We start from the raw sequence: 15,984 nt of genomic DNA, 5'->3' as shown, positions 1-15,984 counted from the left end.
CCGAGACACGGGGAGAGACGAGCGGGGGCGGCCTCCGAGCGCTCGTTTCCGAGACGGGACCGGGATGGGTGGCCGGCGCCATCGCGGCGGGGCCGGCGACGATGGCGAGCCTGCTCGCGGCCGGCGCGGCGTTCGGGTACGCGCTCCTGTGGGTCGTCGTCCTCTCGGCGGTCATGGGGGCGCTGTCGCAGTATCTCGCGATGCGGCTTGGCCTCCTGACGGAGGAGGGGATCGTGACGACCGTCGAGCGCCGGCTCGGCGACGGCTGGGCGTGGCTGCTGGTCATCGACGTCGTCTTGGCCGCGGGGCTGGCGCAGCTGGTCATCATGAAAACCGTCGCGGACGTGAGCGAGACGGTGACGGGCGTCGACGCGCGCGTCTGGGGCGTCGTCTGGGCGGTCGTCCTCGCGGTGGGGCTGGCGGGCGGCGGCTACCGTGTCGTCGAGTGGGGTGCGAAGCTCCTGGTTTCGGCGATCGTGCTCGCCTTTCTGCTCTCGGTCGCCGTCGTCCCGATCGACTTCGGGGCGGCCGCGACGGGAGTGATCCCGCGGATCCCCGCGGGCGTCGACGGCGCGCTCCTCGCCGCGGGCATCCTCGGCGGGGCGGTGCACGTCACGCTCGTCACGATGCACACCTACACGGTGCGGGCGCGGGGGTGGACCCGCGAGAACTACGGCCTGGCGACCGCCGACGTCGGGGCGTCGATGCTCGTCGCCTTCGGCGCCTACAGCCTCGCCATCTTCCTCGTCGCGGCGGGCGCGCTCCACGCGCCGGGGATCGACGCCGGGTCGCTGACCGCGACCGCCGCGGCGGAGGCGCTCGGCCCGCTCGTCGGCGGGCACGCGAAGTGGCTGTTTCTCCTCGGCCTCTGGGGCGCCGCGGTCTCGACGCTCGGCGGGAACACGGTCGTCCCGCCGTACCTCCTCGCGGACAAGCTCGGCTGGGGGACGGACCGGTCCGACCCGCGCTACCGGGGACTCCTCGCCGCCGTCGCCCTCGCCAGCGCGGGCGGCGCGTTCCTCGGCGGGGCCTTCTTCCCGCTTTTGGTGCTGGTGCTCGCGTTCGGGCTGGTCGGCACCCCGTTCGCGCTCGCGCTCGTCCTCTACCTCCTGAACGACTCCGGGACCGTCCCGCGGTCGCCGACGGCGCTCGCGAACGTCGGCGGGCTCGCCCTGATCGCGGTCAGCGCCGTCACGGCGGGGTCGTTCGTCCGCGAGCGGGCGGCCTCGGGCGTCGACGATCCGACGACCGCCTTCGTGGTGGCGTTCGCCGCGGCGCTGACCGCGGCGACGGCCCTCCTCGCGGCGAAGTTCGTGGGCGAGTGGGCGGGGGGCGGGTCGGCCCCCGATCCGGCGGATCGATGACCGGTCTGCCGTTTCCGCTCCGGGGAACGACGCTCCTGACGGGGCCGTCGCGGCGTTCGTCGAAGGACACGCCGCGGAGGCGGTGCACGAGCGCGATTGACGGCGACGCTGGGAACCCTGCCCAGCGAGACGACGGAAAACGGGTATAGGCGAGGCGCCCGTACCGCGGACGCATGAGCGACGCGCTCCCGCTCGAACACGTCCACGTCGAACCCGAGACGCCGACCGACGGCCGGGCTCCCGCGGTCTTCGTACTGCACGGCCGCGGCGCGAACGAGGAGGACCTCCTCCCCGTCGCTCGGCGGCTCCCCGACGACCTCCACGTGGTCAGCCTCCGTGCCCCCGACCGGCTGATGGGCGGGTACACGTGGTACGAACTGGACATGTCCGCCGGGGGGTTGCACAGGAGCCAGCCGGATGCCGAGGACTTCCGCCGGAGCCTCGACGTCGTCTCCGAGGCCGTCGACGCCGCGATCGAGGCGTACGACCTCGACGCCAACCGGATCGGGTTGCTGGGGTTCAGCCAGGGAGCAATCGTGAGCCTCTCGCTCCTCCTGGAGAACCCCGACAGATTCGCCTGGGTCGTCGCGCTCCACGGCTACCTCGCCGAGTCGCACGCGGATCTGTCGCCGGACGGCGTCGGGGGGAAGCCGGTGTTCGTCGCCGCCGGGTCGGCCGATCAGGTGATCCCGCCGTACCGCGCGGAGGCGGCGGCGGAGCGGCTGCGCGAGCTCGGCGCAGACGTGGAGTTCGGCGCATACGAGACCGCCCACGGCGTCGGTCCGGACGAGCTTCGAGACCTCGTGTCGTTCGTCGAGCGGCAGGTGAAGGGGTGAATCGGCCGCCGCGGCGCGGTGACGGCGGATCCGATCCTATCCGGCAGGCCTAAACGAATCCGGTCCCAAGCCGGTGTATGAGCGTCGAAACCACCTCGCTTGAGGACCTCGGCCGCGAACTGGGCGAGGCGATCGCCGGGACGCCCGAACACCGGGCGTTCGAGGAGGCGAAGGAGGCCGTCGAGAACGACGAGGAGGCCCAGGAGCGGATTTCGGAGTTCGAACAGCTCCGCCAGGAGTTCATGGTCGCCCGCCAGACGGGGCAGGCGACGCAGGAGGGGCTCCGAAAGGTCCAGCGGGCCCAGCAGGAACTGCACGCGCTGCCCGTCATGGAGGAGTACCTGGAGGCGCAGGACGTCCTGCAGGAACGACTGGCGGAGATCAACGAGGCCATCTCGGAGCCCCTCGCGGTCGATTTCGGCGGCGAGGCCGGCGGCTGCTGTCACGACTGACCCGAATCGGGCCAGAGCGCGGGCGTCTGTTACCGTCCGCTCCGCGCGACGGTCAGCGGTATAATTACCTTTCCAGTCTCGTGTAACAATCCTTTTATTCGCTCGTCCCCAGGTACGCGCGCAAACGGATTCACCGAGGAATCATCGGCGGACGAACCGTCTTTCCCGCGGGAGGGGCAGCCGCGCGTCGAACCTCGGCGCGGGACGGACGATTCCGCTCGCCCTCCGCACAGTTCGCAAACAGACTCACAGAGGCATATGAACCCCGCAAACCCCACCGACGAACCCTCCCTGCGAGACACGTACTCCGAACGCGTCATCGACGGCACGCTGTTCGCGCTGATCTCCGACCCGCGAAACGAACACGCGTGGATCCTGTCGGATCGAATGGTATCCGTCGAACCGTAGCGCCCGTCCGACGATCGCCCGCTCGATTTTTCCGCCGAATAGCCCTCGCGTCCGACGATCCGGACCGCTGTTCGAAGCCGGAGCGGCGTCGATAAGCGACCGTATAAATTATTTCTCGCTATATCAAATTCCGTTCGTCTCTCGAGAGACGGCATTCGGTATCCGACAGTTCGGTCGACCGGGCGCGCACCTATCCCTCACCCTCCGTTCGATCCCGCCTCGAAAGCGGCGCGAGCGGAAGGCGGGTCACCTGAAAGGCGTTCTCGTCTTCGTCGGCGAGGCGCGCCGGAGCGCGGTCCTCAACCACGACCGAATCAGCCAGTCGGACTCACTCGTCGTCGGAAAAGCCGATCTCCTCGTGAGGGCCCTCACAGAAGGGTTCGGCCCGCGATCCGCCCCGGCGACACGGCGTCGCCTCGGCGGCGCGAACCGTCGAGTCGTCGTCGGACCCGCGGCGTTCGAACTCGCCGCGGAGCAGAATGGGGCCGCCCGAGGGGAACCACCGTCAGCGTCACCTCCGCCAGCGCGTCTCTTTACTCGATCCGGTCGCTCACGCGGTTTCGACGACCAGCGTCCGCTCGCCGTCCGGGTCGGCCTCAACGAGCACCTCCGCGCCGCGGTTCGTCTCGCGGGTCTCGTAGCAGACCTCCTCGCCGTCGAGCGCGACGGACGACACCTCGGCGTCGCGCGGGATCGTGTGGCCGACGACGAGTTCGTCGAGGCCGACGGCGGCGTCGACGGTCGTCTCGTACGTCGACCCGTCGGCGTCGACGGACACCGCGACGGAACCGTCGCCGAGCCGGATGTTCTCGCCCGAGAGGCCGGACGACGCCTGCGGCGGCACCTGCGGGACGACTTCGAGCCGCCCGCGACCCAGATCCGGTCGGACGCCGAGGTGCTGGTGGACGACCGGCCAGACCGTGCCGTACGCGCCCCACGCCTGGAGGACCATCGCGCGCTCCGTCAGCGGCAGGTCGATCGACCGGCCGTAGTCGGGCGACGGGGCGATCTCGGGCATCGCGCCGGGCTGTTCGTCCGGCAGGAACTGCAGCTCCGCGTTCGCGTTCAGGTAGTGCTCCTGCCGGTCGGGGCCGAGGCGACCGTAGTTACCCTCGCCGACGGCCATGATCGCGGTGTTGAGCGTGAAGATCTGGCGCTCCGAGGGGACCTCCGAGACGTGCTCGTCGCAGCTCGGCCCCGGGTTCCCGTCCTCCGCCTCCGTCGGACCGGTGCCGGTGTGGTACAGCCCGAACTCGTCGGTGTAACAGCCCCGCTCGCGCTCTTCGAGCGCGGCGGTGCCGTGATCTTCCGCCGCGAGGCCGGGCCGCGGGGCGCCGGCGGAGTCGCGGAGTTCGATCTCCATGGGCGTCACGCCGATCCAGTGGCGCTGGAACACCTGCTCGTTGTCGGGGTTCGAAAGGGAGTCGGCGTACTGCGTCGCGCCCTCGCGTCCGAACCACCAGGTCTCCTCGAACCGCACTTCCAGCGACTTCGCCCGACCCTCGGCCCACTTCTGGGTCGCGGTGTCGCCTTTGCTCCGCGCCATGTCAGCGAGGTCGCGGAGGCCGCGGATCGTGTAGACGGCCACGTCGAGCTTCTCCTCGCCCATGCCGGGGCGCTCGACGTTCCCGTGCCCCCCCGGCCAGCCGTCGCCGTCCTCGTCGAGCTCCTCGAGGACGTACTCCATGTTCCGCTTGGCGAAGTCGTACATCTCGTCGCGGAACTCGTCGTCGCCCGTCCAGCGCCAGATCAGGGCGACCGCGCTCGGAAACTTCGACGTCTCGTCGGTGTTCCCCTCGTCGGCGTTCGAGCCGAAGTAGACGGAGCCGTCGAACGTGACCTCGTGGACGACCTTGCCGCTGCCGTCGTTGTCGATCTCGCTGATCTCCCTGAGCGACCGCAGGTGGTCCTTGATCGGCTCGAACTGACCGACCGCCACGCTCGCAAAGGCCGTGTACTCGCCGTCGGTGGCGAACAGCCACGGGTAATCGGGGAAGCCCGCGCCCAGGAACCGGACTCGATCGACCACCCCCTCGGGCTCGGGGTAGTTCTCCCCGGCGTTGGTCTCCCGGATGTCGAGGTTTTCGACGGTCAGGACGGAGTCCGCGAGGTTCTGCTTGCTCCAGTCGATGCTCTCCGCCAGGCGCGGGTTGTCGGGGAGGTCGAGCCTCGTGTTCTCGCCGAACTCGACCCGCGATTCGACCTTCTCCGCGAGCGCGCCCTCGGGGTCGTCGAGCGCCGCGTCGAGTTCGGCGAGCGCCGCGTCGACAGCGTCGTCGGGGTCCGGTCCGTCGAAGTCGGCCCCGGCGACCGCGAACCAGACGGTCTCCGTCTCGCCGTCCGCGACCGCCACGTCGTACGCGAGCCGGCCGCCCTTTCCGTTGCCGAACTCCGTGTCGTCGCAGCGGTCGGGCGCGTCGCCTTCCGCCGGGCAGATCGTCGCCGGATCCTGCGGCCCGCGGTAGTCCTCGCCCGTCTCCCCGTCGACCGGATCGAGGGTCGAGCCGACCACCGCGGCCCAGTCGTGTTCGAGAGCGTTCTCGACCGGTGGCGTCCCCCGATCGCGGAAGACGAGGCGCTCGCCGTCGAACTCGACCGCGTCTTCGGTGTTGTGTTCGAGCTGCGAGGGGTCCGTCCAGCCCCACGGGTACGACTTCATCAGCTCCGAGTGCGCGTCAACCTCGAGCGTGAAGCGCTCCTCGCCGTCGGTCGCCGTGAAGTGCAGCCCGATGAGGACCGCGCGAACCCCGTCGGGCGCGAACTCGGTGCGGCTGATCTCCAGCGAGCCGCGGGCGGGGAAGTCCATCCGGGCGTGACCGTACCCGCTCGTGAAGCGCTCCGCGGGTTCGATCCACTCGCCGTCGACGCCGAACCAGATGCCGTCGAGCAGTTTGATCGGCGGGCTCCAGACGCCGCCCATCTCGCCGCGGACGTGCCACCCCATCGCCGGGAACCGACCGTCCTGCGTGCCGACAACGTAGGCCCGGTCGCCGGTGACGACGTACCGCCGGTCTTCGAGCCGGTCGGCGACGGACAGCGCGGGCGAGTCGACGTCGATCGGAGCCGACGCGTCGTCCGCTGTCGTCCGATCGACGAGCGACGGGTGCGCGAGAAGCGTCCCCGCCGCCGCGGTGCCCGCCAGAAATCGTCGTCGCGAGAGCCGATGAGCCGCCGAGTGATTGTCGTTCATACCTACCGGGAGCAATTTTTTATCCAATACATAGTAATTTTTGTCGCACTATCACGAACTTCCAGTAAGTATACGTGAATTGTTGAGTATATAATACGATCGTGTAAATAAAGCGGGACCGAGGCGGGATGGCCGTTCGAAGCGGAGCGGCTTCGGCGCGGATCGGTTTCGACGCGCGTCCGCCTCAGCGGGGATCGCTCTCGAAGCGTCGGAGGCGAGCGGTGACGGCCCTGCCGGGACGCTCCCGGTCGCCGGCCGAACGAGACTGTCGCTCGGACGAACAGACGCAATGGTTAGCTGAGCGCGGGTCGTCTCTACCCCCATGGCAAATGTGCGTCTATCGACAGTAAGTCGGAGTGCGGGGATCTTCGTCGCCGTCATCGTCCACGGATTCGCGCTGCTGAACGCCGACGCCGTACGGGGCGCGCGGCACCGCATCCGGACGCGACGGAGGGTGGTCGGGCGGCGATGACGGCGTCCGATCCCGCCCGGCCCGGAGCGCCCGCGAATCCGACGGAGGAGTTCGACGACGCGTCGCTCAGCGACGCGGAGCACGAGAAGGGGGTCGACCGGCTGATCGGCTTCAGCGACGGGGTGTTCGCCATCGCCATCACGCTGCTGGTGTTGAACATCGAGGTCCCGGACGGGCTCCCCCCGGGGACGTCCGCCGCGGCGTTCGTGCTCGCCGAGTGGCCGGACATCGTCAGCTACGTGATCAGTTTCCTCATCGTCGGGAACTACTGGGTCATCCACCACCGCGTGTTCCAGCGCATCGTCCGGTACGACTGGAAGCTGCTGTGGCTGAACATCGGGTACCTGCTGCTCGTCGCCTTCGTCCCGTTCACGACGGCGCTGCTCGGCGACTACACCGGTCAGTTCGCGGTCGCCCTCTACGCGGGGACGCTCGCGGCCATCGGGGTCGTTTTCGCCGTCCTCTGGTGGTACGCGGCCAGTCACAAGGGGTTGACGCGGCGACCGCTCGACCGCGAGCAGGTGCGGTACGGCGTCCTCAAGTCGCTCGTCCCCTCCGCGGTGTTCGCCTTCTCCGTCGGGCTGTCGTTCTACAGCGCCAGGTTGGCGATGTACTCCTGGCTCCTCCTTCTGGCGTCGGACCCGTTCTTCGACCGGATCGTCCGCCCGAAGGGCGAGGCGGAGCCCGGGTGACGAGGGGTGAGGGGTGATGAGAGATCAAGGGCGACGAAGGTTCAAATGCGAAGCCGGAACCACGGACGGGTATGCTCGCGATCGCCGGGGGGAAGGGAGGGAGCGGGAAGACGACGACGACGCTCGGGCTGGCCGCCGCGCTCGACGGTCCGACGCTCGCCGTCGACGCGGACGGGGACATGCCGAACCTCCACACGCTGGCCGAGGTCGAGCGGACGCCGACCCTGGGCGACGCGCGGGGCGACCCCGCCGCCGTCGCCCAGCCGTACCCGGCCGACGACGGCGTGTCGGTGCTCCCGGCGCCGGTCGGAGGCGACGCCGACGTATCGGAACTCCTCGTCCGCCTGTCGACGAGCGAGGCGGACGCGACGGTGCTCGTCGACTGCCCCGCCGGCGCGGGACCGGACGCGGCCGCGCCGCTTCGCGCGGCCGACGGCGTCCTGCTGGCGTCGACGCTGTGTGCGCCCGGGCTGCGCGACGCGGCGAAGACCGCGGCGATGGCCCGGGCGCTCGGAACGCCCGTTCGCGGCGCGGTGCTGACGCGAACCCGGCTCGCGCCCGACCGGCTCGCGGACCTGCTCGGCTGTCCGGTCCTGGCGGCGGTGCCCGAGGTCGATCCGCCGGTGCTCCGCGATCCGGCGGTCGAGGCGGCCTACGCGCGAGTCGCCGCGGCGCTCGGTCCGGAGGAAGACATATAAGCGCCGAGATAGATACTACGCGGTATGTCCGGCCGGCTCCCGACGGGAATCACGGTGCTCGACCGCCAGCTCGGGGGTGGGATACCGGCCGGAAGCGTCGTGCTGCTCTCGGCAGACCCCGCGAGCCAGTCCGAGCTGTTCCTCTACGAGCTCACCGCCGCCCGGGGGACGCTGTATCTCACGACGGTCCGGTCGCCGTCCAGGACGCGCTCGACCGGACGAACACCCGCGTCGGCCGCCCGACGATCCGGGACGTCGGCGCCGACACGCCGCTCGACCACGCGAACCGGCTCGTCGGGGCGCTCCCCGAGAGCGCGAACCTCATCGTCGACGTGGTCGACGTGCTGGAGCGGTGCGGCTCGGCCCGCTACCGGAACTTCCTGAACGAACTGCAGACGCACATGGTCAACACGGGCGGGGTCGCGGTGCTGCACGCGCTCGACGGCCGATCGGTGCCGGACAACCGCGACCTCACGGAGCACATGGCGGACGTGGTGTTCGAGCTCCGGACGGGAGTGAAGGGGTCGGAGATCGAGAACCGACTCGCCGTGCCGAAGTTCCGCGGCGGCGCGGCGCTCGACGAGACGATCAAGCTGAAGCTCGCGGAGCGGGTCACCATCGACACCAGCCGCGACATCGCGTAGCTGGCCGGGCTGGACGAGGTGCCGGAAAAGGCGAGATCACAGCGCGAAAAACAGGATCGTGCCGACCGTCACCGCCGCGATCAGCGCCGACCACGTCGCTACGGTGTCGTACCGCGAATACGGGCCACCCTTGCGGGTGAAGACGTAGAGGAAGTACACGTACAGCGGCGAGAGGCGGGCGACGAGCCCGACGTCGAGGCCGAGCCCGTAGCGGAGGACGGCGGTGAGCGCGACCGTACACCCGGCGGCGACGGCGGCGACCTGCAGGTCGTCGGTGATCCCCAACTCCTCTGCGGCGTCCATGTCGGCGACTGGGCGCGAACCGCTAAAGAAAATCCCGGTTTCGAACCGCGGCGCGGGCGTCTACTCCTCGGTCGCGTCGCCTTCCGACTCGTCGGATTCGGCCGCTTCCGACTCGTTGCCGGCCTCGGATTCGCCCGCTTCGAGGTCCGACTCTTCCAGTTCCTCGACGATCTCGTCGGCGTCGACGTCGACGTCCTCGAGCGCCGCTTCGATGTCGGCGCCGCCGGCGCCGCCCATCATACCGCCCATGCCGCCCATCATGCCGCCCATGCCCTCGATGGTCTCCTGGACGATCACGCGGTCGAGGTCCAGGCGGTCCATGACGTCCTGGGCGATCTGCTGCTTCGAGAAGAGCCACTGCTGGTTCATCGTCATCTGCGGCGTCGCCTCGATGTACAGCGTCTCCTTCTCGACGGTCTCGACCTCCGTCTCGGGCTCCGCGTCCTCGTCCTCCTCGTCGGGCTCGACCAGCGTCTCCTCTTCGACCTCGTCGGTCTGGATCCAGACCTCGGGTTCCTGCTGGAGGTACATACCGAGCAGGCCCTCGGCCTGCTCCTCGCGGTCGTCGACGAGGTCGACGATCTCGTACTCGTACTCGAGGTCCTCGCCGGCGAGAGGGTGGTTGAAGTCGACGCGGGCCCGACCGCCGATGATCGTCTCCAGGTGGCCCTGCTGGCCGTCGATGGTGACGCGCGCGCCGGGGTACCGGTCGTCCTCGGAGATCTTGTCGGCGCTGACCGTCCGCACGTCGTCGGGGTCGAACTCGCCGAACGCCTCGGCCGCCGGGATCTCGACCGTCCCGGAGTCGCCGGGCGCTTTGCCCCGCAGTTCCCCGTCGACCTTCTCGAAGACGTGTCCGGCGCCGACGACGATGACGCGCGGCGAGAAGTCGTAGTCCTCGTCGTCGATGCCCGCCTCCTCGGCGACCTCCTTTCTCGTCGTGTCGACGACGGTGTCCTCTTCGATCGTTCGGACCGTGTAATCGAGCCTGACGAAGTCGCCCTCCTGGATCCCGCCTTCGGTCTCCTCCGGGGACTCCTCCGATGCGTCGGCGTCTACCGGCTCCTCCGCCGACTCCGCCTGCTGTTCATCGCTCATGTAGGGTACGTCTCCCGTGCGACCCTTAAGAATCACGTTTCGAACCGCGCGAAAGATGCGCGGCGCGGCCGTTCGTCGGCCGTCGCGGAACCGACGGGAGTTCGACGGGCGCGGCAGGACGGCTACGGATCGGCGAGCAGCCCGCGGACCCCCGGACTCGATCGACGGGACGCGAACCGCCGGGCGGTTGATCCGCGGCCGCCGGGGCGCTCCGATCCGCCAAGCGGATCATAATATGACCCAACCAATGTAGGTGTAATCCCTATTCATCCGGATCGTTCATTGACGATCAGGATGTCAAAAGGCACCACACACCACGCACGGGTGAACAGGCGGACGATGCTGAAACTGGGAGGTGCTGTCGGCGTCGGCGCGCTCGCCGGTTGCGCGGGACAGGCTGACGAGAGCGCCGGCGGGAATCAGGCGGGAGAGGGCGACGGCTCCGGCGGCGGAGGCGGCGGAACGTTCTCGGGAGAGGTGACGGTCACGCACTGGCCGCTCCTCATGTACGCGCCGCCGTACCAGATGGCGCTGGAGAAGGGGTACTTCGAGGAGGAGGGGATCGACCTGAAGAACGTCGTCGGCAGCAGCGGCGGCGGCACCACGGTCAGAAACGTCGTCACCGGCGGCCTCCCCTTCGGAGAGGTCGCCACGCCGGCGGCCGTCAACGCCTACTACGCGGGGGCGCCGCTGACGATCATCGCCGGGTCGACGAACTCGCCGGGGACGATCAACTGGGTCGCGAAGAAGGGCTCCGACGTGACGTCGATCGCGGACCTGAAGGGGAAAACCGTCGGCTACACGAGCGCGGGGTCCGTCACGGAGAACTCCTCCGCGCTCGCCGTCAAGCGGGCGGACGGGATCAGCGTCGACGAGGTGACGTTCAAGGCGATGGGGGGCCTGAGCGAGGGGCTGACGGCGCTCGACGGCGGTTCCATCGACGCCGCGGCGCACCTCGATCCCGTGTTCTCGAAGCAGCAGGCCGACGGCGAGCCCTGGCAGGTCGTCTTCTGGGCGAAGGACTACCTCGACACGTTCCAGCAGACGGTCGTCATCGCCGGCCCCGACGTGCTGAAGGACGACCCCGACGCGGTGAGGGGCTACTTGCGCGCTCGGGCGCGAGGCGTCGAGTTCATCCGGGAGAACCCGGACGAGGCGGCGGAGATATTCGCGTCGTACAACGACGGCTACGACGCCGACGTCATGCGGAGTTCGCTGGAGAACGTCGAGCCGGACAGGTACTACTCGACGAACGAGTTCGACCCCGAGGGGCTCGCGACCATCGAGGAGGGGATGAAGAACATCGGCCTCATCGATCGGGACGTCGAGTGGTCGGAGATCGTCGACCAGTCGTTCCTTCCCGAGGGCAAGCGGGTCGACCTGAGCGCCGTCGGATCGGCCTGACTATGCTGGAGATCGACAACGTCTCGAAGACGTACGGACTCGGCGACGACCGCACGAGCACGGTGAAGGCGCTCGACAGCGTCGACATGACGATCGACCGGGGGGAGTTCGTCTCGATCATCGGACCGACGGGGTGCGGCAAGAGCACTCTGTTCGAGCTCATCGGCGGCCTCGTCGAGCCGACGGAGGGGCGGATCCGCATCGAAGGCGATCCGGTGACCGGGCCGGATCCGCGGATCGGGATGGTGTTTCAGAGCCACAGCACCTTCCCGTGGCTGTCCGTCCTCCAGAACGTCACGTTCGGCCTGCGGATGAACGGCGTCGACAAGGCCGAACGACGCCGACGCGCGACGGAGATGCTGGATCTCGTCGGGCTCACCGGGTTCGAGAACGCCCGACCCTCGGAGCTGTCGGGCGGGATGAACCAGCGAGTCGCCATCGCCCGGACGCTCGTCATGGAGCCCGACATCGTCCTGATGGACGAGCCGTTCGGCGCGCTCGACGAGCAGACGCGGCTCATCCTCGGCGAGGAGCTGCTCCGCATCTGGCGGGAGACGGGGGCGACGATCCTCTTCGTCACGCACAACATCAACGAGGCGGCCCAGCTGTCGGATCGCATCGCCGTGATGAGCGCCAGGCCGGGACGGTTCAAGGCGATCGTCGAGAACGACATCCCGCGCCCGCGCGACGGCGACACGATGACGACCGCCGCGTTCAACGACCTCGTCCAGCGGCTCTGGAACGAACTCAAGGACGAGAGCAGACGCGGCCTCGAGCAGAAGACCGGCCGGCGCGTGGACGCGGAATCGGGCGACGGCGCCGAAGCGAAGGCGGAAACGCGCCCCGCGGACACATGAGCACGATCACCGACATCGGACCCTCGGCGTCGCTGCCGCTGACTCGATCGCAGCGGGTGAAAGCCGCCCGCGGGGCTATCGTGCTCGGCTTCCTCGCGTTCGTCGAGTTCGGGCCGACGGTGGGGCTCGTCGATCCGACGACGCTCATCCCCCTGTCGGCGATGCTCGGGGAGCTCTGGACGCTCCTGTCGACGGGGGCGCTCGAACCGCACGTCGTCCAGACGTTCTCCGCGGTGTTCGGCGCGTTCGCCCTCGCGCTGCTGACCGGCGTTCCCGGCGGCGTCCTCCTGTGGAAGGTCGAGACGCTGAAGGAGATTCTCGACCCGTACCTGCTCATCTACTACGCGGTTCCGTTCTTCGCCTTCTACCCGCTCCTCATCTCGATCATGGGCCTCGGGATCGCCCCCATCGTCGCCATCGCGTGGGGGTTCAGCGTCGTCATCGTCGTCACGAACACGGCGTCGGGACTCGCCGAGATCCCGGAGGTGTACGTGAAAGCCGGCCGCGACATGAATCTCACCCCGCGGCAGCTGCTCCAGCACGTCTACTTCCCGGCGGCGGTCCCGTACGTCTTTACGGGGCTGAAGCTCGGATTCATCTACGCGCTCATCGGCACCATCGCGAGCGAGTTCATCCTCGCCGACAGCGGCCTCGGCTGGCTCATCTCCTTCAACTACGACAACTTCGACGTCCGCGGGATGTACGCCGCGATGCTGCTCGTGGTCCTCCTGGCCCTGGCTGTGAACGGCCTGCTCATCGCGATCGAAAAGCGCCTGTACCGGCGGGTGAGAGCGTGAGCGTCGACACCGGCGGGCGGCTCCGCGGGGTCGACGCGGTGACCGCCGGACGGCTCCTTGTCCCGGTCGCGCTCGTCCTGCTGTGGCAGGCGCTCGCGACGGTGGCCGGGGAGTTCGCGCTGGCGACGCCCGCCGCGACCGTCGGCGAGCTCCTCGGCGGCTTCGCCGACGGGTGGCTGCTCGCCGATCTGCGGATCACGCTCTTCACGCTGGCGGTCGCGTACGCGCTGGCCGTCCTCGTCGGGGTCTGGGTCGGCGTCGCGCTCGGCCTCAGCGACTTCTGGCGGGAGGTGTTCGAGCCGCTCATCCTCGGCGTCTACTCCGTCCCGAAGGTGACGCTCTACCCCGTCTTCCTGTTCGTCTTCGCGCTCGGGGTCGAGTCGAAGATCGCCTTCGGCTGGTTCCACGGGGTGTTCCCCGTGGCGATCCTCACCATGGCCGCGATGGAGACCGTGGAGGACGACCACCTGAAGATCGGCCGCTCGCTCCTCCTGTCGCGGTGGCAGACCTTCCGCGAGATCATCGTCCCGTCGATCCTTCCGGGGCTCGTGATCGGACTCCGCCTCGGGTTCAACCTCACGTTCCTCGGCGTGGTCCTCGGGGAGATGTTCGCCTCGCGCGCCGGGCTGGGGTACACGCTCGTCGAGTACATCGTCGGCGCGCAGATCGCGCGGATGCTGGCGATCATCGTCGTGCTCGTCGCCGTCGCCGCCGCCGTCAACGTCGCCTTCTTCGCCGCGGAAAAGCGCCTCGGCGCGCGCGGCGGGGAGACGGCCGACGTGCGGATGTGAGGCGGCGGGGGCGGAAGTCTTTTTACCCGGCGTCCGGATCTTCCGGTCGTCTTCTCTCGGCCGTAGCCCCGGCACCGCGCCGCGAACGGCCGACCGCCGCGCGTCACGCGGCGAACCACTATGAGACAGGACGCACACAACAGACTCGCGTCGCAGTTCGCTACTCACAGAATCGTTCGTCGGCTCCACGACGTCCCGCCCCACGAGGTGTACGAAGTCCGCGTTGACGGCCGGCGCGCCGTCTACAAGGGCGACACCGGCCCGACGGGGAGTGCCGCCACCGAAGGGCGCGTGATCGCGTTCGTCGGCGATCGGACCTCCGTACCGGTGCCCGAGGTCCTGCTGGTCGGAGACGACTACTACGTCGCCGCCTGGCACCCGAACGCTCCAGCGCCCGACGAGGGACGGGAAGTGGACGAAACGTGGGCGAGGGCCGCGGGTCGGGCGCTCGCGACGCTGCACGACGAAACCGCCCCGCTTCTCGACGGGTACGGTCAGTTTCACCCGGAAGACGACGGGGTTGCGACCGCCGGAGAGGACGACTGGCGCGCGGCCGCTATCGCGTACGTCCGCCGTCACCGCCCGGTTCTCGCGCGGCACGGACACGCCGACGCCGCGGACGCCGTCGCCGACTTCCTGGCCGACCGTCCGGAGGTCTTCGCCGGCTCGGACGGTCCCGTCTGCTGTCACGGCTGGGCGACGCCCGAACACGTCGCTGTGGTCGACGGACGCGTCGCCTGCGTGGTGGACTTCGAGCACGCGATCGCGGCACCGGGCGAGTTCGACTACTGGCGGACCGCCCTCCCGACGTTCGATCCGGATACCGACGCCTCGCAGCGGGCGTTCCGGGACGGGTACGAGTCCGTTCGATCGATCCCGGCCGGCTTCGAGCGCCGGAGACCGCTCTACGTCGCGCTGAACGGGGTCTACTACCTCGAGTCGCTGTACGTACAGAACCAGTACGGAGCGGAAGAGACGGCCGAACGCGCCGAGCGGTTCAGAAACGGCGTTTTCGCGGCCCTAGAGGGCATCTCGTAGGGGACCTCGGCCTCCCGTCGGACGGTTCCGTCCTCACCCGCTTCATCGGGTCCGCCGCTCCGTCGGGGACGAAATCGCGAAGACCTCCCTTTTCGGCGAATAGCGCGGTTAGTACCGTGGTCGGAGACGACCGCGAATCAGCGCGCCCGGACGCCGATGCGGGGCCGGGAGTGGGGGTCGTCGTCGAGCAGCTGCGAGAGCAGTTTCGCCTCGGCTTTCCGGAGGTGTTCGAGGAAGGTCGCCCGGCTGATGTCCAGGTCGGCGGCGAGCTCCTCGCTCGTCGCCTCGCGCGGCCAGCGGAAGTACCCGCGGGAGAAGGCGTGCTCGATCACCTCGCGCTGGCGGGCGGTGAGCACGGAGCGCGGCTCGTCGTACTTCGTCAGCTTCCCGAGCGTCACCGTGCCGATGTCCTTGAAGTCGGCGACGATGTCCTTCAGGTCCTCGCGCCGGAAGACGAGGACGTTGTACACGCGCTGCGTGTCGGAGATGTAGTTCTGCCGGCGGAGTACCCCGTGGTTCTTGTACACGGCGGAGTACGCGCCGCAGGAGGGCTTGGTCACGAGGAGCTGCTCGTCGCCGATCGCGTCGAGGTGCAGCACCTCGTCGGACTCCGCGAGGCACCGGTGAGCCGTTTCGAACTCCTCGCCGGCGTCGACGATGAACGTCACCTTGTGATCGTGGAGCTCCTCGATCTCGATGCGTAGCGGGCTCGTCACGCGCCGCGACAGCTCCGAGAGCACGCACGCCTTCTCCTGCTTGAGGTTGAGTTCTGCCTGGAACATCGGAGACACCGGTCCGGAACCGTGATAATCGATAATGCGGATATGGGACCTAAAACCCTTCGTCAAACGTTCGCACGCGTCTCCCCGCCGATAAAGAGGGCGGAGGGGCGGGACGACCGGAGCGCGGAGTCCCCGCAGGCGAGAGCGAGGATTCGGGA

14 protein-coding genes and 1 pseudogene are annotated in these 15,984 nt (G+C 69.1%); 11 read left to right on the top strand and 4 right to left on the bottom strand.

Translation table 11 applies throughout. From position 1 onward, the window contains the following. The first annotated feature begins 101 nt into the window (after window positions 1-101). From CNO20_RS16895 to CNO20_RS16885, 3 genes are all read left to right on the top strand, one after another. A complete protein-coding gene (locus CNO20_RS16895; protein WP_101297549.1) occupies window positions 102-1,364 on the top strand; it encodes a divalent metal cation transporter in 1,263 nt (420 codons plus the stop codon). 173 nt (window positions 1,365-1,537) lie between these two features. Next, window positions 1,538-2,200, top strand: a complete 663-nt coding sequence (locus tag CNO20_RS16890; protein WP_101297296.1) for an alpha/beta hydrolase — start codon at window positions 1,538-1,540, stop codon at window positions 2,198-2,200. A 77-nt stretch (window positions 2,201-2,277) separates the two neighbouring features. Continuing rightward, window positions 2,278-2,652, top strand: coding sequence for a YlbF/YmcA family competence regulator (locus tag CNO20_RS16885; RefSeq protein WP_101297295.1), 375 nt, complete (start codon window positions 2,278-2,280; stop codon window positions 2,650-2,652). Window positions 2,653-3,610: 958 nt separating this feature from the next. On the opposite strand, the gene CNO20_RS16880 is transcribed toward CNO20_RS16885, so the two are convergent. Beyond that, window positions 3,611-6,250, bottom strand: a complete 2,640-nt coding sequence (locus tag CNO20_RS16880) for a glucosidase family protein (RefSeq protein ID WP_199174899.1) — start codon at window positions 6,248-6,250, stop codon at window positions 3,611-3,613. A gap of 468 nt (window positions 6,251-6,718) precedes the next feature. Here CNO20_RS16880 and CNO20_RS16875 point away from each other — a divergent pair, with 468 nt between their 5' ends. The 3 genes and pseudogenes from CNO20_RS16875 (at window position 6,719) to CNO20_RS16865 (ending at window position 8,756) form a co-directional block, all read left to right on the top strand. Then, the gene (locus CNO20_RS16875) at window positions 6,719-7,414 is read left to right on the top strand and encodes a TMEM175 family protein (RefSeq protein ID WP_101297294.1); all 696 of its coding nucleotides are present in this window, start codon (window positions 6,719-6,721) and stop codon (window positions 7,412-7,414) included. Between the two features lie 71 nt (window positions 7,415-7,485). Beyond that, window positions 7,486-8,112 (top strand): nucleotide-binding protein, encoded by a 627-nt coding sequence (locus tag CNO20_RS16870; protein ID WP_101297293.1) that lies wholly within the window; start codon window positions 7,486-7,488, stop codon window positions 8,110-8,112. A gap of 24 nt (window positions 8,113-8,136) precedes the next feature. Beyond that, window positions 8,137-8,756 (top strand): annotated as a pseudogene (locus CNO20_RS16865) (RAD55 family ATPase). A 36-nt stretch (window positions 8,757-8,792) separates the two neighbouring features. Here CNO20_RS16865 and CNO20_RS16860 read toward each other — a convergent pair. Both CNO20_RS16860 and CNO20_RS16855 read right to left on the bottom strand, forming a co-directional pair. Continuing rightward, the gene (locus CNO20_RS16860) at window positions 8,793-9,059 is read right to left on the bottom strand and encodes a DUF8049 family protein (protein WP_101297292.1); all 267 of its coding nucleotides are present in this window, start codon (window positions 9,057-9,059) and stop codon (window positions 8,793-8,795) included. A 60-nt stretch (window positions 9,060-9,119) separates the two neighbouring features. Then, the gene (locus CNO20_RS16855) at window positions 9,120-10,157 is read right to left on the bottom strand and encodes an FKBP-type peptidyl-prolyl cis-trans isomerase (protein ID WP_101297291.1); all 1,038 of its coding nucleotides are present in this window, start codon (window positions 10,155-10,157) and stop codon (window positions 9,120-9,122) included. A 294-nt stretch (window positions 10,158-10,451) separates the two neighbouring features. Between CNO20_RS16855 and CNO20_RS16850 the strand changes: the two genes are divergently transcribed. The 5 genes from CNO20_RS16850 (at window position 10,452) to CNO20_RS16830 (ending at window position 15,044) form a co-directional block, all read left to right on the top strand. Then, window positions 10,452-11,561, top strand: coding sequence for an ABC transporter substrate-binding protein (locus tag CNO20_RS16850; protein WP_101297290.1), 1,110 nt, complete (start codon window positions 10,452-10,454; stop codon window positions 11,559-11,561). Window positions 11,562-11,563: 2 nt separating this feature from the next. Next, window positions 11,564-12,418: an ABC transporter ATP-binding protein gene (locus CNO20_RS16845; protein ID WP_101297289.1), complete on the top strand. Its 855-nt coding sequence runs from the start codon at window positions 11,564-11,566 to the stop codon at window positions 12,416-12,418. Further along, window positions 12,415-13,215 carry an ABC transporter permease gene (locus CNO20_RS16840; protein ID WP_101297288.1) on the top strand — a complete coding sequence of 267 codons (801 nt, stop codon included), beginning with the start codon at window positions 12,415-12,417 and terminating at the stop codon, window positions 13,213-13,215. The genes CNO20_RS16845 and CNO20_RS16840 overlap by 4 nt, the downstream gene beginning before the upstream one ends. Beyond that, window positions 13,212-14,006 (top strand): ABC transporter permease, encoded by a 795-nt coding sequence (locus CNO20_RS16835; protein WP_101297287.1) that lies wholly within the window; start codon window positions 13,212-13,214, stop codon window positions 14,004-14,006. The genes CNO20_RS16840 and CNO20_RS16835 overlap by 4 nt, the downstream gene beginning before the upstream one ends. Before the next feature lie 120 nt (window positions 14,007-14,126). Continuing rightward, window positions 14,127-15,044, top strand: a complete 918-nt coding sequence (locus CNO20_RS16830) for a phosphotransferase family protein (protein ID WP_101297286.1) — start codon at window positions 14,127-14,129, stop codon at window positions 15,042-15,044. A gap of 137 nt (window positions 15,045-15,181) precedes the next feature. On the opposite strand, the gene CNO20_RS16825 is transcribed toward CNO20_RS16830, so the two are convergent. Further along, complete coding sequence (locus CNO20_RS16825) at window positions 15,182-15,826, bottom strand: helix-turn-helix domain-containing protein (protein ID WP_101297285.1); 645 nt, start codon at window positions 15,824-15,826, stop codon at window positions 15,182-15,184. Between the last annotated feature and the right edge of the window lie 158 nt (window positions 15,827-15,984).

It is taken from the genome of Halegenticoccus soli (assembly GCF_002844195.1).
GTDB classification, from domain to species: domain Archaea; phylum Halobacteriota; class Halobacteria; order Halobacteriales; family Haloferacaceae; genus Halegenticoccus; species Halegenticoccus soli.
Note: the sequence above shows the minus strand (reverse complement) of the source record. Positions and strands in the feature narration are given on the sequence as shown.